We start from the raw sequence: 22,946 nt of genomic DNA on the forward strand, positions 1-22,946 counted from the left end.
AAGCCGACATTCGCACAAATCAAATTTACTTATTTAGCGAATATTACGACGAGAAAAAAAATTGATATTATGGAAATAAATAGCAGTGATGCTTTTCACAGAATATTTAATACCGTATGAATGTACGGTATATCGCTTGAGAGTCAAGCCGCACAAGGGTTTCACGGGATTTTCCGAGAAACGTTATACGACAACAGTCCGTTTATGCGACGTACGCGTTCGGACATATCTAGTTAGCCACTTACCACTATGAGCGCAGGATTCGTTTACATCATGATCAACCCGGCAATGCGAGGGTTAGTGAAGATTGGGCTGACTGAGCGTACCCCCAAAGAGCGAGCCAAAGACTTGCGAGGCACAGGGGTTCCGGACGACTTCATCATCGTCTATGACGAACTTGTAACGGACTGCAAGTTCGTTGAAAAGCGCCTCCATGCACGTTTTGATGATTACCGTTATCAGCCGAATCGAGAGTTCTTTCAAATTCCGATCCGAGAAGCGGTTCGCGGTTTGATGGAAGAATCCGTTGGATTCCTAGTTCCTCGTATCGGGGCCAATAGCGGTGTGGAAATTCTTCCCGATCTAAAGAAGAAATATCCGGGCTACCTTATGTCGGACTTCCATTCGATCAAGATCACACACAGTGATGGAATCGTGTATCTCGAGTCAGTGCGTTACCGTCACTCAGGCTTAAGAGACGAAATAATCGAGCGAACTGATCTTGGTTTTATTACTGACCGAACAGGCGAGATGTTTTTGGCATCGAGAAATCCGGAAGACAATGCTCGTCTATTCGTGCACCAGCTTGACGAGTATTCAATGATTCACTGCACCGATTTATTTACTCACGAGGCGTGTGTAGAAATTGATCGAAGGCACGAATGTGGCTAACCCATCATTCCACCGGACCTGCGCGAAAAGCCGCGCAGGCCGATGAGTTCAGACGTTGAGCGTCCGCTTCCGCTAATTGCGACTGACGGCAAGGGGTCGGGAGCCGCCCTTCACCTGAAAAACTTGAATGACTGGAATTACTCGTCATCCGTCCCTCAAAACCACTCATCTGAAACAGCACGCTCTTTGTCTTAACAGGGCATTCAGACAGAATGGTTTGAACGCATGGATATCTATCCGTTAAACACTTAGCCGCGCTCGTACCAAGTTTTGGAGTTGTTGACGACCTTGACCACCAGCAGCATCACCGGCACTTCGATCAGCACGCCGACCACGGTGGCCAACGCCGCGCCAGATTCGAAGCCGAACAAGCTGATCGCTGCCGCCACCGCCAGTTCGAAGAAGTTGGAAGCGCCGATCAGCGCCGACGGGCCGGCTACCGAATGCTTTTCGCCGACCTTCTTGTTAAGCCAGTAAGCCAATCCCGCATTGAAGAAAACCTGGATCAGAATCGGCACCGCCAGCAGCGCAATCACCAGCGGTTGCCGCAGGATGGCGTCGCCCTGGAATGCGAACAGCAATACCAGCGTGGCCAATAAAGCGGCAATCGACCACGGCTGAATTTTGTGCAGCACCGCATCGAACCTGGCCGTGCCTTTGGCCAGCAGCGCGCGCCGGATTATCTGGGCGATGATTACCGGCAGCACGATATACAACACTACCGAAGTCAGCAGCGTGTCCCACGGCACGATGATGCTCGATACCCCCAGCAGCAAAGCGACCAGCGGCGCGAACGCAAACACCATGATCAAGTCATTGATCGCCACCTGCGACAGCGTGAAATACGGGTCGCCGCCGGTCAGCCGGCTCCAGACAAACACCATCGCGGTGCAGGGCGCGGCTGCCAGCAGGATCAGGCCGGCGATGTAGGAATCGATCTGCGCGCTGGGCAAATACGGTGCAAACCAGACCCGGATGAAGAGCCAGGCCAGGAACGCCATCGAAAACGGTTTCACCGCCCAGTTGACGAATAGCGTGACAGCGATGCCTTTGCTGTGCTGCCTGACTTGATGCAGCGCGCCGAAATCGATTTTCAGCAGCATCGGGATGATCATCACCCAGATCAGCAAGCCGACCGGCAGGTTGACCTTGGCGATTTCCATCGCGCCAATCGCCTTGAACATATTCGGCAAGCCCTGGCCGAGCGTGATTCCGACCACGATGCAGATCGCAACCCACGCGGTCAGGTAGCGTTCAAAAAAACTCAGCGGAGCGCCAGCCGCTTTTTTGGCGGTAACTTCACATTGTGCAGACATAACAATTCCAGTAGGGATGCAGGGATAACTTAGGCGCTCTGGCTTTGGCCGATTTCGCGCAAATGCTTTTGGAGCGACAGGCGATCAAGCTTGTCGATCGGCAGGCTCAGGAGCAGCCGGATGCGGTTGGTGATTTCCATGTGGGTGTGTGCAAAAGCCCTGCGTTTGATTGCGTCGTCGCCTTCCACATGCGACGGGTCAGCGAAGCCCCAATGTGCGGTGACCGGTTGTCCCGGCCAAAACGGGCAGGCTTCGCCGGCCGCCTGATCGCAGACGGTGAAAACGAAATCCATCTGCGGCGCGTCGGGCTCGGCAAACTCGTCCCAGCTTTTGCTGCGCAGCGTGCTGACGTCATAACTGTGGCTTTGCAACAAATCCAGTGTCAACGGATGCACTGCGCCGCGCGGGTGACTGCCTGCGCTGTAGGCATGAAAGCGTCCTGCGCCAAGCTGATTCAGGATGGACTCGGCAATGATGCTGCGCGCCGAGTTGCCGGTGCAGAGGAACAGCACGTTGTAGATTTTGTCGCTCATAGCGAACTCCGTTTGGCAATGGTTGGTGATGCTTGAAGAGGTGTATCCGTAAGCGCCAATAAGCGCGCCACACCGACCGGTTCCTCGGTCAGCAGCGGCACTACTGCATAACGCTGCGCATGTTGCGTTGCTACCAAGTCGATCTGCGCCAGCTCATTGGCGGCGCGCTGGCGCAGAAGGCGGGACTGCGGTTGGGCCGCCACCAGACTGTTGTTGACGATCCAGGCCCACGGTTCGATGCCGGCGCGGCGCAGATCGGCTTGTAAATTTGCCGCCTCCAGCACCGGCGTAGTTTCGGCCAGCGTCACCAGCAGCACCTTGGTTTGGGCCGGGTCTTGCAACTGCATCATTGGCGTAGTGAAATGCAGATGGGGATCGGTCAATTGGCGCGCCACTTCGCGGTGATAAGCGCCGGTGGCGTCCAGCAACAGCAGCGTGTGGCCGGTCGGCGCGGTATCCATCACCACGAACTTTTTGCCGGCCTCGCGGATGGCGCGTGAAAACGCCTGAAACACCGCGATTTCTTCGGTGCAGGGCGAACGCAAATCTTCTTCCAGCAGCGCACGGCCAGCCGCATCCAGATTCTTGCCCTTGGTGTCGAGCACGTTTTGTCGATAGCGCGCAGTTTCCGCCTGCGGATCGATACGGCTCACGGTCAGATGTTCCAGCGTGCGGTCTGATGTTGCAGCGAGCGTTTCCGCTAAATGCGCGGCCGGGTCAGAAGTGGTCAGATGTACCGGAAAGCCGCGCCCGGCCAAAGCCACCGCGACCGCAGCGGCCAGCGTGGTCTTGCCGACGCCGCCTTTGCCCATCAGCATGATCAGCCCGTGACCGTCGGCCGCGATGTCGTCGATCAGCGTACCCATGTTCAACGCAGGCGCAACCAGGATTGGCACTGGTGCAGAGTCGGTGCCGGATGCCGGTTCGTCTGCCGTCAGCAATCGGCGCAGTGCATCCAGCCCGACCAGATTGAATGACTTCAGCGCTACCTGGTCCGTCGGCAGCGCTTGCAAGGCCGCCGGCATGTCGGCCAGCGCCTGCTGTTCGCGCTTGAATACCGCCGCAGCCAAAGGATCATGCGCAGCTTCGCGCTGCGGCAGGATGCCGTTGATCACCAGATATTGCTGCTTGAGGCCAATCGCCGCCAGTTCTTCATGGGTGCGCGCCGCTTCGCGCAGCGTTGCACGCTGGGCCCGCGCGACTAAAACCAGGCGGGTGCGCGCCGGATCGGACAGCGCCTCGACGGCCGCGTGATACTGATCGCGCTGCTTTTCCAGCCCGGACAGCGGTCCCAGACAAGATGCATCGCCCTTGGCATCTTGCAAAAAAGTATCCCACGCGCCGGGCAATTGCAGCAGGCGGATGGTGTGGCCGGTGGGCGCAGTGTCGAACACGATATGGTCATAACCCTGCACCAGCGCCGGATCGGTCAGCAGCGCGGTGAACTCGTCAAAGGCGGCGATCTCAGTAGTGCAAGCGCCGGATAATTGTTCCTCGATGCTCTTGACTACCGCATCCGGCAACACGCCGCGCACCGGGCCGACGATTTTGTCGCGGTACATTTGGGCCGCCGCTTGCGGATCGATTTCCAGCGCCGACAGCCCCGGCACCGCATCCACCACCGTGACGTGATTGCCGATGCTGATGCCGAATACTTGGCCGACGTTGGATGCCGGATCGGTGGAAACCAGCAACACGCGCTTGCCCTGATCGACCAAAGACACCGCATGGGCGCAGGCTAGTGAAGTCTTGCCGACGCCGCCTTTGCCGGTGAAAAACAGGAAGGGTGGCGGATTATTGAGAAATTGCAAATTCATGATCGGCGTTCCCATCAGCAGCAACGGTTGCCGCTGCAGCAGCTACCCGCCGTTTTTTCTTCAGTCGCCGTAGTGATCGTGATACCGGCCCAGCGCGCCAACTCGGCGCGCAGTGGATAACGCCCGGCCAGCGCGACTTCGCCATCGACCAGAATCAGCGGCAAAGCTTCGGCCCCGGAGCGCTGCAAAAAGCCTTTGACCACTGCATTTTCGGCAAACGCCAGCGGTTGTTGCGCCAGATTGAAGCGCTCGACCTGCGCGCCATTTTTCATCGCCCAGTCGATGTCGGATGAAAAATTCACCAGCGCCTGATCGATGTCAGTGCCGCATACGCCGCTGCTGCAGCATAGGGCGGGATCAAAAATTTGAATTGTGGTCATGGAAAGCCTCTTTTGAAAAACAGGGAGCAGGACTTGCGTACAAAAAATTCAGTCCATGAAAAACACGAAAGACACGAACAAACCTCTTTGTAACCTCCGAAAGGAGGTTTGATGCTTCCTTTCGTGCTTTTCGTGTCTTTCGTGGACAATGCTTTTCATGTCTTACATGTGCGGTGCGTATCATCGGTTACGTAATCGGGTTTGATGCAGCCGGAACCGCGTCACACTCGGCGCACAGCGGCGTATCGCACCCGACCGCGCACTGTTCCGGATGTCCGGCGCAGCATTCCTCGGTCAGATAAGTGATCAGTTCCTGCATCAGCGGCATATTTGCGCGGTAGCGCTGGAAGCGGCCTTCCTGGGTCGAACTCAGTAAATTGGCCTGCGTCAGCGCCTTCAGGTGAAACGACAAATTGGTCGGCGCAATATCCAGCGCGCTGGCGATTTCGCCGGCGACCAGACCCGCCGGGCCGACGCGCACCAGCAGCCGGTACACATCGAGCCGGATGCCGGAAGCCAGAGATTCGAAGACGGTGGTTGCAGTGTTTTTATCCATGCGGCGATTATACGACGACTATTCAACAATAGTTGAAGTATAAAAACAATGGGTCGGATTGCGGCCAGGGCAGGGCCCGTCGGCGGTTAGATGCGCCGTCAGTTTGGTACAATTTAACTGGGAGTATCAGTAAAAAATAATGCTTTACCGCATTGTTTAATTGGTCTTTTAAAAATACAGTTGGTTGTATATTTTTTAGTGTGGCAGACGGCTGCCAGCAGTTGTTGAGCGGTTCGACAAGGCCAAAATCATGCAGCCGAGTGTGATGCAGCTGATTCGCCATGCATCACGGCGGGTGGGACGTGCAGTGGCCGGGGTTTGATCAGGCTAGGTGATTGACTGCAATCGACCCAATGCTGCCGGTCATGTTTTTCCAAAGCGGCCGATAATGCAGAACAAAAGCAAACATAGCGTTACTTATTCCACCATTCTTTGTGAGCTTTAGGACCTTTTGAGTTAGCGACTCTTTTTCTCTTAGTCCAATGCGGTTTAGGTTTATATACATCTAAAATATTTTTGGTCCGAGTTAACTTTGTACATCCAGTTTCAATTAGCCTTATAAAGTCTCGAGCGTCAGAAAAGTAATTTTTAAATGCCAGGCGGACTTCGGTACTCGATTCTGCGCGTACTAGTACGATATCCCAATCAGGGTGTTCGTTCTCAAGCATAAAGAGCTCTCGCAAGGCATCTGGCGCGTCGCGGAAGGACTTAAGTTCTAAAGGCTCGCCATCTTTGAAAATTAGGATTGTATTCTTATTCTTAGTTTCAGCCTCGTTTTCCGGATTGAGCCCACGAAGCATCCTTAACAGTCCGATATCCTTTTCAGCTGTAAGAAATTTTTCGACCAATATGCGGTCGTCAAGATTTGGAAGATATCCTTTCGAAGCCTCATGCGCTCTAGCCAAGATTTCACTGGCAAGCGTCATTGCGGTTGTTATTCTTTCGTCGCCTCTTTGAAATTTTGGCTGACTCTCTGTAATAAATCCTAACACCTCATTTGCAGTCGCCCATGCATGCTGGACGAGTGTTCGGTATTGGATTTCGACATAGAGGCCTGTTAATCGCTTCCCAACATCGGAATTGACGTCGTATTCATAGACGTCATGGATTCCGCGATATCCAGTCGACTTCGGCGATTTTATATAGTCATATTTATCAGCGTCATTGCGACGTTTATGTCTAAAACGGGCTTTGTGAACGTCTTCTCGAAATTCGTAAAGCTCTCGAGTGTTCTTGAAAATTAGGCGGCAACCAGCTACATCATCCATTCGCGACAAGTTCATTCTTGGTTGCCGCATTAACTTATCGAATACGGTCTTTTTTCGCTTATGTCTCTGCGCGACTGTAATGTTTTTATTTCGAGCACGTTGGTGAAGAATCGCCTGAAAGGTATTTAGGACGGCACGATGTGCCGCGCGCCATTCTTCAATAACGAGGAGATCATCTTCAGTGGCGATGTTGGCGCGGACGTTTTTGCCGGCTTTGTTCACTCGAGACTTTGAGCCTCCCGGAAAATCTGGGAGTTCTTTAATTATCTGTGGATTTTGCATTCCGAGGTCCGAAAATTTATGTGCTGATAGCGCCCTTATGGTCCATTTTTATGCCTTGACGTGCAGTATAGTGATACTGCACGAAAGTAACAAATTAACAACCATTCATATACATTCGCTAATATATGCTCAGCGATCAATCTAGCGCATGCTGTCACGAAAAAACTATCAAAGCAATATTGTTTTCACGGGAATGCCGAATGGCCGCTTCTGGCCGAGGCTGTGTCAAAACGCATGAAATATTATTAAAAATACTCCGATTGCAGCGTCCTACGTGTAAACAAAACCAGTCTTCAAACGTTATATGAATATCGCATTCAACGTTGGGGTATCTACATGGGGCGTTTTGTTCAAGGTGAAGATCGAACCCAGGGCACACTCCTGCCCGAGCTACTGGATGATTACGTCACAGAGAATAATGCGGTGCGCGTGATTGACGTCTTCGTTGATCAACTTGATCTCGGCAAGCTTGGTTTCGGCGGGGTTGAACCAGAGGTCACAGGCCGACCTTCTTATCATCCATCCACGCTCCTCAAAATCTATATTTACGGCTACCTTAATCGCATTCAATCAACGCGACGCCTTGAGTTGGAAACACAACGCAATGTCGAGTTGATGTGGTTGATCTCCCGGTTGATGCCGGACTTCAAAACGATTGCCCGATTTCGCAAGGACAATGGCAAAGCGATTCGCAGCGTGTGCCGTCAGTTTGTTGACCTGTGCCGCCAGCTCGATTTGTTCTCACAGGCGACCGTCGCCATCGACGGCAGCAAGTTCAAAGCGGTCAACAATCGAGATAAGAACTTTACCTCTGCAAAGATGGAACGTCGTATGCAGCAGATCGAGGACAGCATCAATCGCTACCTCGCTGTGCTCGACACCGCAGACCGGGAAGAACCTGCGCTCGTCCTTGCCAAGACAGTCCGGTTGAACGAGAAGATTGCTGCACTGAAGGAAAAAATGCAGCAACTCAAAGAACTCGAAATGCAGATGAATGCGGCGCCGGACAAACAAATCTCGCTGACTGATCCCGATGCGCGATCAATGAAGACCAGAGGCACCGGCATTGTCGGTTACAACGTTCAGACAGCGGTTGACACCGAACACCATCTTATCGTCGCACACGAAGTGACCAATGTTGGCAGCGACCGCAGCCAACTGTCAACGATGGCCAAGCAAGCGCGTATAGCGATGGGCACCAAAGAACTCACCGCCCTGGCAGACCGCGGTTACTACAAAGGCGAAGAAATTCTGGCCTGTCATGAGGCCGGCATTACGGCACTCGTTCCCAAATCGCTCACTTCCAACAATAAAGCGAAAGGGCTATTCGACAAGAAAGAATTCATTTATCTGGCCGACAAGGATGAATATCGGTGCCCTGCGGGACAGCAGTTAATCCACCGTTATGCGTCTATCGAACAAGGCAGGAAACTCAACACGTACTGGAGTTCAGGATGCCAAACATGTCCATTGAAAGCGAAGTGCACACCAAGCACGGAACGGCGCGTCAAGCGCTGGGAGCATGAAGCGGTACTCGATGCCATGCAAGTGCGCCTGGAAAATGCGCCCGACACGATGGTGGTGCGTAAGCAAACCGTCGAGCATACGTTTGGTACGCTCAAAGCTTGGATGGGGGCGACGCATTTCCTGACAAAGACACTGGAGCACGTCAGTACCGAGATGAGTTTGCATGTGCTAGCGTACAACATGAAGCGCATGATGAAAATCGTGGGTATTGGCCCATTGATGCAGGCGATGCGGGCCTGAAGGCCTTTTTTACTTCACAAACCCCGTTCAATTGAACGAATGGCAGCCATTCTTTGCTTGAATTTCGAAAAACCATTTCCAACGATATTTGCCAAATTGATTACCAGGCGTGGCTGTTGTGGCGTTGGTCAAGATACAAATGCATTCTGCGCAGCCTTTTGCGCGTATCTTGCGTTTTGACACAGCCTCGGCCGGTAACAGCCATTCATCACAAATCCAATAACAAGTTGATCAACACGTCTGCATGAGTTGCACTTGCGTGCTGTGCCAGATTTCGATGCCCGGCAGCCGATCAGCCGGTCGTCGTTGCAAGAGCCGCGACGTAGGGGCTTATCGCGCAGCCGGAACGGCTCCTGGAGCAATTAACCGTCTTGGAAATTCATGCAATTTAAGATGGAGTATCGTTAATAAAAACCACTCTACCGCATATTTTAATTGGTATTTAAAAAATACAATGGTGGAGTATGTTTTAATCCTGGTAGCGTGCCGGAGCGGGCAGGGTTGCCGCCAATAGCATATGCCAGCATTTCAGGACTGCGCTTGCCGGTGGACGCAATCAAGCTTCGGCCTTCCTCGCTTTGCGCTGTCTTTTTACAGGCGCACTATGATTAAAAGCAGTTTCCTGAATGGCAGGCTGGCGCAATGGTCACCGCAACATTCCGCTTCTATCAAGAATTGAACGACTTCCTGGCTCCCGAGCGGCGCCGGCAGACATTCGATTGTCCGTGTGCGCAGTCGGCAACGGTCAAGCACATGATCGAAGCACTCGGCGTCCCGCACACCGAAGTCGAGCTGGTGCTGGTCAACGGCGAGTCGGTCGGTTTTGAGCGGATGCTGGAGGAGGGCGACCGGGTGGCGGTTTATCCCAAGTTCGAGACGTTCGACGTCAGCCCTTTGCTGCGGGTGCGCGACACTCCGCTGCGCATCATGCGCTTCGTCGCCGATGCCCATCTGGGCGGGCTGGCGCGTCTGCTGCGGATGGCCGGTTTCGACACGCTCTATGACAACAGCTTTGACGACAGCGAAATTGAAACCATCGCCGCCCGGGAAGGCCGCATCGTGCTCAGCCGCGATCGCGATCTGCTCAAGCGCCGCTCGATCACGCACGGCTGCTACCTGCATACGCTAAAGCCGGTGCAGCAATTGCGCGAACTGTTCGAACGCCTGGACCTGGGGCGCAGCGCGCGGCCGTTCACGCTATGCCTGCATTGCAACACGCGATTGCATGCGATCGACAAGGCGCTGGTGCTGCAGCGGATTCCGCCGAACACGCGCGCATTTTATGACCATTTCAGCACCTGCGATGCTTGCCAGCGCATATTTTGGCAAGGTTCGCACTGGCAGCGCATGCACGCGTTGCTGGATGACATCGCGCTGCCACGCTGATCAAGGCGTCCTGCGGAACTCCTCAACTCCTCATGCAGGCAGCTATTCAAATCATGGTCTCAAGTGCAGTGGTATGCAGGATATTGAACGGAGTGTTTCCATGCAGCAGCCTTTACATCCGCGACGCCGCGACGCCGCGACAGGCGATATTCACCCGGCCGATCCGCCCCTGCGGCGAAGTCTTGCCGGTGATCGGACTGGGAAGCTGGATCACTTTCAATGTGGGCAACGACGAAAATCACTCGTTCTTCACGCTGCAAGCGGTCGAATGCAATATTGCGCGTGATCCGGAACAGCCAGGTCTTGAACAGCGCATCGGGACGCCAGCGCGCCAGATTTTGATAAGCCCGCAAAAAAGTGTCCTGTGCCAAATCCAACGCAGCATCCGGCGCGCACGTCAGGCGCACCAGAAAGCGATAAATACGATCCTGATAATGCGCAACAAGCTCCGAAAACGCCTTGCCATCCCCATTGTCGGCCAGTGTCACGTATTGATGATTGTTGATGTTAGAAAAAATTCGTCCAATCATGGGCTGGGGAACTCGATATTGCAGACTGAGTATCGAAGCGGTTTCGGTTTTGATGCAAGCCGTGACCATGGAGAGCATCCCTATTGTTTTGCATCGGCGAAGAATCCGAGTAGTTTTTCTTTTGCCATCGGCTCTTGAAACCAGTCAGCGAGATGCCAACTACTACGCTACAATACAAGTTCTGTATTGGGGGCGACCTGGTTTCGACAGGGGTTGCAAAGCAGCGCAGGGCATACCGAGGACTGGTTACCTCGTAAATACATCCAGAAAAAACACAACTGCAAACGATAACTCGTACGCACTAGCCGCTTAATAACCGGTTAGCTCTACACCACCTCTTCCTTGGGGTGGGCTGGCAACAGCAGTAGAGTCATTCACAAGGAATCGCAATCGGCCGGGTCGCTTGGCCAGTTGCTAAATAATAGGCGACTCGTCTTTACGCAGCGTGTGCGTCCGCGGCGTACGGATTAAATCAAATGGCAGCACTAAGTATGTAGAACTGTCTGTAGAGTACTTCTGGACGCGGGTTCGATTCCCGCCGCCTCCACCAAATATTCGTTTCAAGAAGTCCATAGAAATCCAAAAGCCCGCATTTCTCTCCAGAGAATGTGGGCTTTTTATTGGTCAACTACCTGTCATGTCCAGGTTGTCGCCCGTCTGGGCTATTTTGCTGTTTTCTTGTGCCTGCTGTTTTGAATATAGTAAAGCTGATGGCAAGTAAGGACCTCGCGTCTACAAAAAATGGGACGAGGACAAAGCAACAGGTCCGGCGGCGTCATCTTTGCAGGTTTAAAAATCATGAAAAAACTGACCAAGCTCACTAGCTAATAATTGAGCCAATAGTTGTTTGCGGTATTTTTTTATTGCCTATTTGCCTCATCATGGTCATGCGCCTTTTACCCAAAATGGGACATTACTGCTTAACGCAAACAAACCCAATAAAAATTGGGTGCATCTTAATTAACGCCTGTTATAATCTAAGGCTTGCTTTGATTCTGATGGTAATATCAAAAACAAGCGGCAATTCCCTGATAGCTCAGTTGGTAGAGCGACGGACTGTTAATCCGCAGGTCCCAGGTTCGAGTCCTGGTCGGGGAGCCAGAATAAACAAAGGGTCGGGCTATGATGCTCGGCCCTTATCAGTTTACAGTTTTGCACCATTGGGTTTCCAACCAGTAGGCTGCAATTTCACAAATCCGCAAGCGCGGTTCATTCCAATATCAAGCACAATTTTCAGACTCCAAGGTTATGCGTGGCTCACGACACCATGCATTGAACGCTTCGCCTATTAGTCCGTAGGTTTCTTGCAGAGCAAGTAGTTGTTCTTCAGCACGCCAGTCCCGGGACGCTTGTCTTTGACCACCATTACGCTGCGCCTGCCGATCGATTATTTCAAAATGGCGCACTCACTGCCATTCACGTGGATCAACGCAGTAATACTCTCTGAGCGCAGCAAACAGGGCCGGGTGCTCTTGGCCCAGCGCCACGGATTTTTCAAAAAAAGCCTCGGTCGCCACCGCAAAAAATTCTGCCGGATTGGTCGCGCCATAGTGATCGATGACGCTCGCTGAATGATGCTGCGCAGACTTTTGCAACAGAGCAAACTCTTGCAAAAAAATCGTTGACCAGCGCGCATAACGCGCCTTGCTGACCAAATACGGCGCGCCATTCGTGCTGCCGGATTCGCTGTCGAGTTGATGCGCGAACTCATGCAGCACCACATCGTGGCCCGGCTCACGTTCAGCGTTACTGCGCTGGATGTGATCCCATGCCAGGATCACGCGATCATCGCTCCAGGATTCGCCCAGCAAGGTTTGATTGCGATGCGTGACCAGTCCGCCGGCAGCGAGCTCGGCATGCTGCACCACGAAAGCCGATGGATACACCAGCACAAAAGAGAGCGCGGGATACAGCAGCGTGGGGCGATTGAGCAGCAGCAGACATGCCTTGCCGGCAATCGTGAGTTTGATTTCGTTGGTGATGGTCAAGCCATCGCATCCGACAAACTTTTTCTGGTGCAAAAATTGTTGTATCAGGCGCTTTAACTGTAACTGCAGATCGGCCGGCATGCGGTTATAGACTGGTATATTCTCGCGCAGAATTTTTGCGTAACGACGCGGAAAAGGGCGCGCAAGTGCAAGTTGCAAGCGATATTTCGGCAGCCAGAACAGCAGCCCGATCCCGACTATCAACAGCACCATCAGCAGAATGAACGCCATTACACGGCCCGATTTTCTGTGTCGTTTATTGTCGTATTCATGGATTTCCTCTTGATCTGCTGAACCAATGATAGATGGGACAGGCAAAGCGAAAAGCAAGAGTCGGCGCGAAGCTGCATTTTCAATGAGGCGATTCTGTTTTAATCTATTAAAAATAGGGGGGTATAACTTAAAATATGTATATTTCCGCATATAAATAAAGCACATACTAAAAATACACGTTTATGTATATGTTAAAACGTTGCACTTTGCGGGCAATAATGTACGTACGGTCCAACGTGCATATCGACGATGTAGTCGAACTGTATTTGCTGGCGCTCCAGAAAGCGCCGGCCGGATCGTTCTATTACGTTGAAAACGGCCAGGCTTCGTATGCCGAGATCACTGCCGAGAAAATTTATTCGCGAAAAAAATACAGCCCAGCACACAGACCGACGCCAATCAGATACAGCAGCCAAGTCTGCGATACCGCATATGGATAAAGCATCAGGCCGATTCCGATCCATTTCGGAGTGCTGTTATAAGTTTTTTTGCCATAGCGATAGGCGGCAATGCCGATGATGCCAAAGACGATTGCGCCCAGCAGGTATGCCGGGCTGGGCAGTGTCAGCCCAAGAGATCCAAGAGTATTCAAGTCATCCATGGTGTGTGTGCAATCCAGTGGTAATGGTGAATGCTGTGGACTTTTATCGATCCCCTGAAATGGCAGCATTGGACTGCATATTGCACGATATCAAGCCTCAGGCGTCAATCCCAGCACTATATCAAAGCGTGCGGCAAGTTCGCCCGGATGTGCCGGGTTGGGTAAAAACGGTACCAGCACTGCAGCGCGTTGTTTGGAGTCGCGGATGGTGCGCAATACGCCGTCGCGCTCGTTTAAAGTGTGGCCTTGCACATATAACTGGGTGGTCAGCAATTCGCGGCCGCCCCTGTGCAACTTGACGTGGATATGCGGCGTGCGCCCCGGATACGGCACCGGCTTGATGGTGCGGAAGCGGTATTCGCCGCTGCGGCCGGTCTCAAAGCGGCCAAAACCCTGGAAGTTGGCATCGTTTCTGGCGCTGGCGTCGGCCGAATGGATGTAATGACCGTTGTGGTCGACCTGCCAGATTTCAATCATCACCCCGCGCAGGGGATTGCCTTGCAGATCCAGAATGCGCCCGGTCAATTCGGTAATCTCGCCCTTAGCCGGCGTCTTGCGCCCTGCAATGATGGTCAAGTCGTTATCCTGATCGAGCGGCAGCCGGTCGGGATAAAACGGTCCTTCCGTCTGCGCCGGTGTCATGCTCAGGCCTTGTGCCCATGACTGCGGCGCACTGCAAGCCAGCGCGCCGAGCAACAAACGGTGCAACATGATGCGGCGTTTATTCTTGCCCGCATCACCATCGCGCGGCAGGCCTGGTTCGGATCGTGCGGTTTCGGCGTCGGGCATCGCAGCTTCTCCTTGATTGTTCACGCAATGTGTGGGAGTCGGAAAGGCCATTGAAGTTGCAGCCATGTCGAGACACTGGATGCCAGGGCCACTATTCACTAATAACAAGGGAAACTGCAATGAACAAACTGTTCGCGCGCCGGGTTTCCTGCTGAAAGCATCAACCCGGCGCTAGCTGCAACCTGCTCACAAGGATTTCAGATACTGCGCCAGATCGGATGCTTCAGCCGGTGTCAGGCCCAGCGCTTTTTTCGTGTCGTAGGTCTGGACCACCGCCTCCAGCGTTGCGGCAGTGCCATTGTGGAAATACGGGGCATGCTGCCACACCCCACGCAACGGTGCGGTGCGGTACTGTTTGGTTGCGCTGCGTGAAGCGTAGCTCGGCGCACCGTTTGGTTCCGGCTCACTCACCACATCGCTAATAGGATGGAGCCGGAAATTGGCATCGGTGAACTCGGTCCCACGATGGCAAGTCGCGCATTTCCCAGCCGCGTTGAAGACAAGCTTGCCGCGGGCTGCAGCAGTCGCATCAAAACTGTTGGCCGGTGCCGGCGGCGCAGTCAATGTCAGCTGATACGCCTGCAATGCGGGCAACTTCGAACTGATCAGATCGTCGCTGCCATTGGTTACATTGACGCCTTTGACGCCAATGCGCGCATCGGAGAATGTGCCGTGTCCACCCATTTGCGTGACGCCTACATAACGGTTCCAATAGGCCAAATCTTCGCCATCGCCGGTGGATGTGATGCGATGAATGCCTTTTAATCCATATGCGGGAGGAATCACCTGCGGGCCATTAAAGCCATCCTGATTGAAGCGCGGATCGTACTTGCCCTTGCCCCAGGAGAGATAGACTGCTTTCTTGGCGATATCGAGCGCCGGTGACGAGGCAATAATGGCGCCTGGATCGAGATCCCGATTGGGCCATCCATCCAGCCGTTTTCCGATACCGGGCGCGAACGAATTGTCGACGGTTGAATGGCATAGCGCGCAGGTGACGCCTACCCGGGTCAGCGTGTCCTTGCCATTGATGGTTTCGACCTTGCCCTGGACTCCAACCACTGCGTTCAGCTTCAGCAAAGCAACCGTGGTGGCCGGGCTATTCAGGTCAACAGTACCGTTCTGTATTCCCCGTACCAGGGTTGGCGGCAAGACCTCCGAATCCACTTTCAAGCCAAATACGGTCAGCGCAGTCACGGGACTGACCGCTGTGCGGATCACTTCATGCAGGCGCAGCGTATCGGTCCATTGCGTTTCGTCGCCAAAGGTGTCGAAGCGGAAGATGGTCTTGCCCTGTGCCACCACCGCAGGATCTGGTGTCGTACTCGTACTCTCGGCTCTGTCGTGGTCACCGCCACAGCCGCTTAGCACGGCAGAAGCGAGGCTGGCGGCACCGATCAGCAGCAGTTTGTACTGACGATCTGCGGGAACTAAGCGTTTGATGCGACTCACTCTGGATCTGCTGGAATATTCCATAACCATTCTCCTGATTGGCGATCTGGTGCAAACCGGCTGCAACTGACAGATCCGCTTGCACGATGATGCATCACCACACCATTTTTAGCGGAACGCGGTTGCTCTTGGACATTGACCCCCCGCTCGAACCATCCATGCAAAGCCGGATGGTTGTCTGCGTCTCCAGTATCCCAGCGCCAGATGATGAAACGCGACGACACGCACGTCGCTTTTGCAGTGGCTGGCACACTAGCGGCCTTTTAAATAAAGCAGGGGGCTGTTTTCCAGAATAGTTGACACAAATGGTTTTGTATAGGTTGATTGTGTATTAGGCATGTTTGCCGGAAAGGGAGGCATTTTCATTTCCGGCAGATGCGAGATCGCACCGACCTTGCGGCCCAGCGATTGCAGGCCGCCGAGCGCGTCCATTGCGATGCGCAAGTAATGCGCCGGGCAACCGGCCGGGCAGCAAAATGCACAAGATGCGATGCTGTTGTTTTGTAACTGTTCACCCCGCTATGAATACCCCCTCGCCCGCTTGCGGGAGAGGGTTGGGGAGAGGGTGATTGCAAAGTCGACGACTTAATTAATCGCTGTACTCTTCGTGGATGCTTTGTCGGGGGTAGCCCGACAGCTACTCACTTTTCTTTGCTTCGCCAAAGAAAAGTAAGCAAAAGAAAGGCGACCGCAGACTTGCCCTTCGGGTACCCGTTTGTGTGCTGCAGAAAATGGGAAATGAAGGAACTCGCTACGCTCAAACAGCCTTCATTTCTGATCCATTTTCTGCAGCACACAAACGGCTGCGTCCCAAGCGGCCTAACATCAAAAACAGTGGGTATAAGCTAAAACAGCTAGTTTTACGCACGTTTTTGTTGCGTCTTTAAAAATACACTTTGATGTATGTATAAGAACATGGGGGCGCAATACGCTGCGCTATTGACGCCTTACGGTCTTACCTGACCGCAAAACAATACAGCAAGCCCGCGCCGCCGGTGCTGCGCAGCGCATCGAGGCTGCAGCCGCCCCTGGACGGGTGGGATGCGTTCCACGATTTGGAGGCATCGTCGTCCTTCAGGCCGATGCGGTCATGATGGCCGAGCATGGCCACGCCTTCGCCGCCGCTCTTGGTCCAGTTGCCGCAGGTCATGTCTGCATCGCCCGCAAAAGCCTGTCCGTCGGGCTGGGACCCGGTCAGGATGTCGTGCATGTTGGGCGTATCGCCCCGGCCATTGATCACCTCGCCTGTTTCAGTCAGAGCCGTCTGCTTGTTAATTTTATTGTTGCTGTGCAGCGCATCAACGCTGCCGGCAATCACCACACCCTTGGCGTTTTGCCACGGCCCGGTGCCGATGCGGTCGCGCGCATTGACTGCGGGCGCAGCGGCAGTGGCGCTGGTGCTGAGGTAGGCATGCCAGCTATGGCTGCCGGCACCTGCTGCTTTGGCCAGCGTCTGGCAATGCCGATCGGCACCCGCCAGGCCGCCCAGATCGGCACCGTTGCCGGGGTTGCTGCTGCTGACGAAGAACGTCATCGGGCTTTGGTCCGGGCCTCTTGCCGAGCTTTGCATCTGCGAGCAAGCTGTTAAAAGGCCGACAGCGAGGCCGGCAGCGGCGCAGGCAAGTAGCGATAATCTGATTGGAGTGCGCATGGTTGGTCTCCTGTTATTTTTCGGGATTATGCTGTGCCGGCAGCGCCTGCACAGGTTTTCAGTCTAGGCGATGTGGTTTTAATTGCAAGCCGAAAGCCAGCGACGCGCGCCTTGGAGTGCTGGCGCAAGCGTCGGGTCTTGCAGCTTTCTGTCGGGCTACGAATTGCGCCTTCCAGCCCTGATCCCTGCGTCGCACATTATTTGATGCCAAGCGCCCATTGAATGATGTATTTGGCTACAAATCCCACCATCCCAAACGCCAGGCCGAGGAATAGCACAAAAGCACCAAAGCGTCCGGCCTTGGCTTGCCATGCAAGCTGGCCGATGATGAACAGCATGTAGAGCATAAAAGCGCCCACGCCAAAGGTCAGGCCAAAATTGGCGATCTGGGCTTCCGTGAAGCCGAATACTGTACCGGTCAAGAGTGCTCTCCATTGTTGATATCAGGGGCGGCAGCTTGCACCAGGTCGCGATAAGCATGCCAACTGGCGTGGCCGAGCAGGGGAATGAGCAGAATCAGGCCCAGCAGCAGCGATGCCAGTCCGAGCAAGGTAAAACCCATGATCAGCCCGGCCCATAACGCCATCGGCGCCGGGTTGGCCAGAATCACTCTCCAGCTGGTCAGAACCGCATCCATCACGCTGATTTTCCGGTCCAGCAGCAATGGCATGGTCACCACGCTGGAGGCGAAAACCGGCGCCGCCATGACGCCGCCAAGTAGCAGCCATAATTCAAATAAATAATTGTCGGGCGCCAGCACCACCAAATGCACAAAATCCATCGGGCTGGCGATGGGCTGCGGCGCAAACGAAATCACCAATGCCGCCGAAGTCATGACCCAGCCGGTTCCCGCCAGCGCCAGCAACAAACCGAAACGCACCAGCCGGGTATCGCGCACACCCTCGCGCGCACCGTCAGGCGTGCGCCATTGCAGCCAAATACGCAGCACACACTGGGCATTGGCCGGTGCGCCGCGCTCCAGCGCACGACTCAGCGCATACAGCCCGGTCGCCAGCACCGGCGCCACCAGCAAAAAACCGGAAAAGGCACCGGCCAGCAACCAGAAGCGGTCGTGTGCAATTGCCGTCAACAGCGCACCGAACAGCGCAACTGCCAAGCCATGCGTGATGCTCAACAGCGGGCAACGCGCAATATCGCGCCAGGCCAGGATCAGCCATTGCAAAGGCCGCAACAGCGGTATGGTGCGCACGGCAGGAGCTTGGGTCGGGAAGGTGATTGGCATGATGGTTTTGTGTTTTAGAGGGAAGTAGGCATGTACAGAACACTTGATCCAAGGCAAGTCGCCTATGGTATACGGATTGATAGCGATACTGATAGCGCGCCGTGTCTGCGATCCTGATTCGTTATCCAAGGATGCATCAATTTTACTTTGCCAGCCGGAAATTCAAACATTGCACTGCCACTTTATGAAGGCAGATTGGTGTAAAGCGAAAACAGCGAATATAGGTAAAATCATGACTTATTGATCACCTCAGTGAAAAGTCATGACCTTGAAAAATATCTGGATACTGATTAAAGCCGCCGCCTCGTCCTGGGTCGACGACTATGCGCAAAGCATGGGAGCGGCCCTGGCTTACTACACCATGTTCTCGATCGCACCGTTATTGCTGATTGTGATTTCGATTGCCGGACTTATCTTCGGCGTCGAAGCCGCGCGCGGCGAAATTGTCGGGCAGTTGCAGGGCCTGATGGGACAGCAGGGCGCGCAGGCAGTGCAGGGTTTGCTTGAAAGCGTGAACAAGCCGGCAGAAAGCGTCGTTGCCACTCTGGCTGGGGGAATTCTGCTGTTGATCGGTGCCACAACGGTGTTCGGTGAACTGCAGGATGCGCTGGATCGGATATGGCGCGCGCCCAAAAGAAACAAAGGCGGAATCTGGAGCTTGCTTCGCGCGCGCCTGCTGTCTTTCGGCATGATCATGGGCATCGGCTTCTTATTGATGGTGTCATTAGTGGCCAGTGCGGCGCTGGCCGCACTGGGAAAATTGTGGGGACCACTGTTCACAGACTGGGAAATTCTTGCGAACGTGATTAATTTCCTGGTCAGCTTCGCATTCACCACCACAGTATTTGCCATGATCTACAAAATCATGCCGCGCGCGCGAGTTGACTGGATGGACGTATGGATCGGCGCCGCCGTGACCGCTCTGCTGTTTTCGATCGGCAAATTCCTGATCGGGCTCTACATCGGCAAAAGCGGCATCACTTCGGGATTTGGCGCCGCCGGTTCGCTGGTCGTGGTGCTGGTGTGGGTCTACTACTCGGCCCAAATATTTCTGATGGGCGCGGAATTTACCTGGGCTTATGCGCTGACATTTGGATCGCGCAAGAAGCAGCCGGTGCCCGCCGCTGCGCCCGAAGTTCCCAGCCAGGCGACAAAAAACCAGCCTGATGAAAACATGATCGAGGCCAAGCAAGCGGCGATACAGGAGGACCGTATTAAGAAAAATGAAAGCGGCGCGCCGTAAGTTAAAAATTAAAGCTTAACGACCGTTTGTCGTCACGCTGATTTGTTCTTCTGCTCTCTTGCACCGCGGCACAGCTTTCGCACTTATCCCACCGGGCTATTGGCTAACGCGCGGGGCTGGCCAAATTTGCATAGGATTGAAGCGTTATTCTTGCAATTTCTCGCCGCTTCGGCTGTCATATAGGCGGGTGCTGCAAAAGCAGCGCCCTTTTCTCTCAACACCAAGGAGCTATCATGATCAAGAAAGCATGGGCGGTCTGGAAGGGCGGCATCAAGGAGGGCGGCGGGACAATTTCCACCGAAACCGGGGTTCTCAACGAAGCGCCTTATGGTTTCAAGTCGCGGTTTGAAAACGGCAAGGGTACTAATCCGGAGGAGTTGATCGGGGCTGCGCATGCCGGTTGTTTTTCGATGGCGCTGTCCTTAATGCTCGGAGAGGCCGGCTTAACGCCGGAAAAGATCGAAACGCATGCTGATGTGACTCTCGAAAAGGTAGGAGATGGCTTTGAAATCACTGCCAGCCATCTTACTGTGGTGGCAAAAATCCCCGGCGCCGATCAGGCCAAGTTCGAGGAAATTGCAAACAAGGCCAAGACCGGTTGTCCTGTATCCAAGCTGTTGAAGGCAAACATTACGATGGATGCACGATTGGAGCCTTGAACAAACCGCGTGCGTCGGGCTATCGGGCAATCGGTAGATTGGCGCTGCGCTTGCGAAGCCCAACATGGTTAGCGATATCTGCATGTTCCAAATGTGGGCTTTACAGCCAACCTACCGTGCCGGGACGATAAATAAGGAATAATAGAGGGCAGCGCACAATGTAGTGCTGAAAACCTGATCTGTCCCTATCATTCGTGCCTGCATCAATAACCCAACCAACAACACCGAAAGAGAAAAAATGACTACATTAAAAGCCATCATGGAAACCAGCAAGGGCACCATCAACATCACCCTTTTTGCCGATCAGGCACCGGTTACGGTTGCCAACTTCGTCAACCTCATTGGCCGCGGATACTACGACGGACTCAAGTTTCATCGCGTCATCGACAATTTCATGATCCAGGGCGGTTGCCCGCAAGGAAGCGGCATGGGCGGCCCCGGCTATGATTTTGAAGATGAATTTTCCAAGGACCTGCGTCATGACAAAGCCGGAATATTGTCGATGGCAAACTCCGGCCCAGCCTCCAACGGCAGCCAGTTCTTCATCACCCACGGCCCGACACCGCATCTGGACGGCAAACATACCGTGTTCGGCGTCGTGGTCGGCAGCGAAGACCAGAAAGTGGTCAACAGCATCGCCAAGGATGACATCATCAAAAAAGTCACCATCGAAGGCGATGCTTCCGCGTTGCTGAAACAGGTTGAAGAGAAGCTGACAAAGTGGAATCAAGTCATCGACAAAAGATTCCCCAGCCTCAAAGCCAGCGCTGCTTAAGGTGTCAAAAGCGTGTCAATAAGGCGTTAATAACGCGTCAATAACGAGGGCAAATCATTGCCTTCGTGTAGCGTAGCGTGGGCACACTTCTGTGCCCACGCAGCAGGTAATACGTCGGCACATGCCTGACTTGCGCGACTTACCTGATGCAAGCCACTATCCTCAAGCGAACGGCGTCACTCCCGGAACCTGCGGTGCAATATGCGTCGCTATCGCCACATGAAGTGCGCGTTGCCGCTTTGATTTTAAAAAATAGGGTGTATAGGTAAAAATAAGCATTTTTACGCATGTATTCATTGCGTATATTAAAAATACATACCAGATGTATAAATACAGAAGGCGTAAATCGTAGGGCGCAATAAGCGCAGCGCATTGCGCCGCATGCTGACGGCGTGCGGCATACAAATTGCGCCGTCCCATCTTCAGGATTCTATAAAAAATGTGGAGTATCAGTTAAAACAGGCATGTTCCCGCAGGTATCATTTGCGGTATTAAAAAATACACTTGTGGGTATGTGTAGGTACATGCGGCGCAATGGTGTAGCAGGGGTTTCGTGGGGCATTGCCCCACGCCTGCGAAACGGTATCCGCTTGCAAGCGGATATGCGCCCTGCAAGGGCTACGCTTATTGCGCCCTACGCATTGCGGTTTACGGGCTTGCTCCTATGCATATCGATTCAACGCAAGGCCCCGAAAACCTTGCTGATGATCTTGCTGCCACTGCCGATTGGGTCTTGGCGAATCGCTTTTTCTTCTTCTCCGATCATCGTATACAGGCCATCCAGCGCGCGTTGCGTTACATAGCTTTCAACGGTGGCTTGCTGTTGCCCCAGGCCCAGCTTCGATACCTGACCCATCACGCCGTTGTACTGGGCAGACAGGCCGGAGCGGTCGGTGATCTTCTTCACCACAGGCAAAAACGTGACACTGAGCTGGTCGGCAGTCTTTTCACGAAAAAATTGGGTGACCGAAGTGTCGCCGCCAGTCAGAATATTTTTTGCATCGGTCACCGACATCGACTTCACTGCCTTGAGCAGCAGCGGTTTAGCCATCGGCACCGCCGCCTCGGCCGCGCGATTCATCGACACCACCAAGTCATCGAGTTGCTGGCCGCGGCCGGTCATCTTCAACAACGGCCGCGCCTGTTCCAGTATTCCCGGCAACTGGATCTTCACCTTGTCGTTATTCAGAAAGCCATTTTCGACCCCGAGTTTGGCAACCGCCGCAACTGAACCCTTTTCCAAGGCTGCCTTCAGGCCGCTGCTGGCATCCTGATTCGACAGATCCGCCAGCGAAAGCGCCAGCGCGCCCGAGGCAACCAGACACAGCGGCAACAACAGTGATTTTGCGAAAAGACGGTTTGACATGGCGGACTCCAGTGGGTTGGCATGGCACGGTATGCGCGCTGAATAACATTGGAAAATATACCCGATGCCCGCGGATCGCGTGCGGCTTACGCATTGCGCCGGCCGGCCTTCATAGTTTTATAAAACAGGAGGAGTATCAGTTAAAACATGCATTTTTCCGCATGTATCAATGCGGTATTT

23 protein-coding genes, 1 tRNA gene, 1 other RNA gene and 1 pseudogene are annotated in these 22,946 nt (G+C 53.9%); 9 read left to right on the plus strand and 17 right to left on the minus strand.

The features are described 5' to 3' along the window. Nucleotides 1-249: 249 nt before the first annotated feature. Nucleotides 250-891 (plus strand): GIY-YIG nuclease family protein, encoded by a 642-nt coding sequence (locus tag KGFNPO_RS03865; protein ID WP_472633181.1) that lies wholly within the window; start codon nt 250-252, stop codon nt 889-891. Nucleotides 892-1,139: 248 nt separating this feature from the next. Here KGFNPO_RS03865 and arsB read toward each other — a convergent pair whose 3' ends face one another. The 6 genes from arsB to KGFNPO_RS03895 all read right to left on the minus strand — a co-directional run bounded on the left by arsB (nt 1,140) and on the right by KGFNPO_RS03895 (nt 7,043). Next, on the minus strand, nt 1,140-2,207 hold the full coding sequence (arsB, locus tag KGFNPO_RS03870; RefSeq protein WP_472633182.1) for an ACR3 family arsenite efflux transporter: 1,068 nt from the start codon (nt 2,205-2,207) through the stop codon (nt 1,140-1,142). Nucleotides 2,208-2,236: 29 nt separating this feature from the next. Further along, nucleotides 2,237-2,740, minus strand: a complete 504-nt coding sequence (locus KGFNPO_RS03875) for an arsenate reductase ArsC (RefSeq protein ID WP_472633183.1) — start codon at nt 2,738-2,740, stop codon at nt 2,237-2,239. Beyond that, complete coding sequence (gene arsA, locus KGFNPO_RS03880; protein ID WP_472633184.1) at nt 2,737-4,557, minus strand: arsenical pump-driving ATPase; 1,821 nt, start codon at nt 4,555-4,557, stop codon at nt 2,737-2,739. The genes KGFNPO_RS03875 and arsA overlap by 4 nt, the downstream gene beginning before the upstream one ends. 14 nt (nt 4,558-4,571) lie before the next feature. Further along, the gene (gene arsD / locus KGFNPO_RS03885; protein ID WP_472633185.1) at nt 4,572-4,937 is read right to left on the minus strand and encodes an arsenite efflux transporter metallochaperone ArsD; all 366 of its coding nucleotides are present in this window, start codon (nt 4,935-4,937) and stop codon (nt 4,572-4,574) included. Between the two features lie 187 nt (nt 4,938-5,124). After that, on the minus strand, nt 5,125-5,493 hold the full coding sequence (locus KGFNPO_RS03890; RefSeq protein ID WP_472633186.1) for an ArsR/SmtB family transcription factor: 369 nt from the start codon (nt 5,491-5,493) through the stop codon (nt 5,125-5,127). A 413-nt stretch (nt 5,494-5,906) separates the two neighbouring features. Further along, complete coding sequence (locus tag KGFNPO_RS03895) at nt 5,907-7,043, minus strand: RelA/SpoT domain-containing protein (protein WP_472633187.1); 1,137 nt, start codon at nt 7,041-7,043, stop codon at nt 5,907-5,909. A 336-nt stretch (nt 7,044-7,379) separates the two neighbouring features. Here KGFNPO_RS03895 and KGFNPO_RS03900 point away from each other — a divergent pair, with 336 nt between their 5' ends. Then, nucleotides 7,380-8,810, plus strand: coding sequence for an IS1182 family transposase (locus KGFNPO_RS03900; protein WP_472633188.1), 1,431 nt, complete (start codon nt 7,380-7,382; stop codon nt 8,808-8,810). A 431-nt stretch (nt 8,811-9,241) separates the two neighbouring features. Here the strand turns inward: KGFNPO_RS03900 and KGFNPO_RS03905 are convergent, their stop codons facing one another. After that, complete coding sequence (locus tag KGFNPO_RS03905; RefSeq protein WP_472633189.1) at nt 9,242-9,370, minus strand: hypothetical protein; 129 nt, start codon at nt 9,368-9,370, stop codon at nt 9,242-9,244. 82 nt (nt 9,371-9,452) lie between these two features. On the opposite strand from KGFNPO_RS03905, the gene KGFNPO_RS03910 reads away from it, so the two are divergent. Then, the gene (locus tag KGFNPO_RS03910) at nt 9,453-10,196 is read left to right on the plus strand and encodes a Mut7-C RNAse domain-containing protein (protein WP_472633190.1); all 744 of its coding nucleotides are present in this window, start codon (nt 9,453-9,455) and stop codon (nt 10,194-10,196) included. Between the two features lie 59 nt (nt 10,197-10,255). On the opposite strand, the gene KGFNPO_RS03915 is transcribed toward KGFNPO_RS03910, so the two are convergent. Then, a complete protein-coding gene (locus KGFNPO_RS03915) occupies nt 10,256-10,804 on the minus strand; it encodes a sigma-70 family RNA polymerase sigma factor (protein ID WP_472633191.1) in 549 nt (182 codons plus the stop codon). 110 nt (nt 10,805-10,914) lie between these two features. Between KGFNPO_RS03915 and ssrA the strand changes: the two genes are divergently transcribed. Next, nucleotides 10,915-11,276, plus strand: a transfer-messenger RNA (tmRNA) gene (gene ssrA / locus KGFNPO_RS03920). Nucleotides 11,277-11,751: 475 nt separating this feature from the next. After that, nucleotides 11,752-11,827, plus strand: a tRNA-Asn gene (locus KGFNPO_RS03925). Between the two features lie 305 nt (nt 11,828-12,132). On the opposite strand, the gene KGFNPO_RS03930 is transcribed toward KGFNPO_RS03925, so the two are convergent. After that, nucleotides 12,133-12,945 (minus strand): M90 family metallopeptidase, encoded by an 813-nt coding sequence (locus KGFNPO_RS03930; protein WP_472633192.1) that lies wholly within the window; start codon nt 12,943-12,945, stop codon nt 12,133-12,135. Nucleotides 12,946-13,217: 272 nt separating this feature from the next. Here KGFNPO_RS03930 and KGFNPO_RS03935 point away from each other — a divergent pair. Then, a pseudogene (locus KGFNPO_RS03935) lies at nt 13,218-13,334 on the plus strand (NAD-dependent epimerase/dehydratase family protein); the annotation flags it as partial. 8 nt (nt 13,335-13,342) lie between these two features. Here KGFNPO_RS03935 and KGFNPO_RS03940 read toward each other — a convergent pair. The 7 genes from KGFNPO_RS03940 to KGFNPO_RS03970 form a co-directional block, all read right to left on the minus strand. Further along, nucleotides 13,343-13,588, minus strand: coding sequence for a hypothetical protein (locus tag KGFNPO_RS03940; RefSeq protein WP_472633193.1), 246 nt, complete (start codon nt 13,586-13,588; stop codon nt 13,343-13,345). Between the two features lie 90 nt (nt 13,589-13,678). Beyond that, on the minus strand, nt 13,679-14,377 hold the full coding sequence (locus tag KGFNPO_RS03945) for a dioxygenase family protein (RefSeq protein ID WP_472633194.1): 699 nt from the start codon (nt 14,375-14,377) through the stop codon (nt 13,679-13,681). Between the two features lie 186 nt (nt 14,378-14,563). Then, a complete protein-coding gene (locus tag KGFNPO_RS03950; RefSeq protein WP_472633195.1) occupies nt 14,564-15,853 on the minus strand; it encodes a c-type cytochrome in 1,290 nt (429 codons plus the stop codon). 228 nt (nt 15,854-16,081) lie between these two features. After that, nucleotides 16,082-16,273: a hypothetical protein gene (locus KGFNPO_RS03955; protein ID WP_472633196.1), complete on the minus strand. Its 192-nt coding sequence runs from the start codon at nt 16,271-16,273 to the stop codon at nt 16,082-16,084. Nucleotides 16,274-16,784: 511 nt separating this feature from the next. Next, a complete protein-coding gene (locus KGFNPO_RS03960) occupies nt 16,785-17,480 on the minus strand; it encodes a hypothetical protein (protein WP_472633197.1) in 696 nt (231 codons plus the stop codon). Between the two features lie 197 nt (nt 17,481-17,677). Continuing rightward, on the minus strand, nt 17,678-17,902 hold the full coding sequence (locus KGFNPO_RS03965; RefSeq protein ID WP_472614880.1) for a DUF2788 domain-containing protein: 225 nt from the start codon (nt 17,900-17,902) through the stop codon (nt 17,678-17,680). Then, nucleotides 17,899-18,723, minus strand: coding sequence for a DUF2189 domain-containing protein (locus tag KGFNPO_RS03970; protein WP_472633198.1), 825 nt, complete (start codon nt 18,721-18,723; stop codon nt 17,899-17,901). Before KGFNPO_RS03970 ends, KGFNPO_RS03965 begins: the two co-directional genes overlap by 4 nt. A 262-nt stretch (nt 18,724-18,985) precedes the next feature. Here KGFNPO_RS03970 and KGFNPO_RS03975 point away from each other — a divergent pair, with 262 nt between their 5' ends. From KGFNPO_RS03975 to KGFNPO_RS03985, 3 genes are all read left to right on the plus strand, one after another. Continuing rightward, nucleotides 18,986-19,966 (plus strand): YihY/virulence factor BrkB family protein, encoded by a 981-nt coding sequence (locus tag KGFNPO_RS03975; protein WP_472633199.1) that lies wholly within the window; start codon nt 18,986-18,988, stop codon nt 19,964-19,966. Nucleotides 19,967-20,199: 233 nt separating this feature from the next. Continuing rightward, nucleotides 20,200-20,625: an OsmC family protein gene (locus tag KGFNPO_RS03980; protein ID WP_472614884.1), complete on the plus strand. Its 426-nt coding sequence runs from the start codon at nt 20,200-20,202 to the stop codon at nt 20,623-20,625. A gap of 238 nt (nt 20,626-20,863) precedes the next feature. Further along, the gene (locus KGFNPO_RS03985; protein ID WP_472633200.1) at nt 20,864-21,400 is read left to right on the plus strand and encodes a peptidylprolyl isomerase; all 537 of its coding nucleotides are present in this window, start codon (nt 20,864-20,866) and stop codon (nt 21,398-21,400) included. Between the two features lie 676 nt (nt 21,401-22,076). Here KGFNPO_RS03985 and KGFNPO_RS03990 read toward each other — a convergent pair. Then, nucleotides 22,077-22,766, minus strand: coding sequence for a DUF4197 domain-containing protein (locus tag KGFNPO_RS03990; protein WP_472633201.1), 690 nt, complete (start codon nt 22,764-22,766; stop codon nt 22,077-22,079). Nucleotides 22,767-22,946: the final 180 nt, after the last annotated feature.

It is taken from the genome of Gelidimonas diazotrophica (assembly GCF_055694025.1).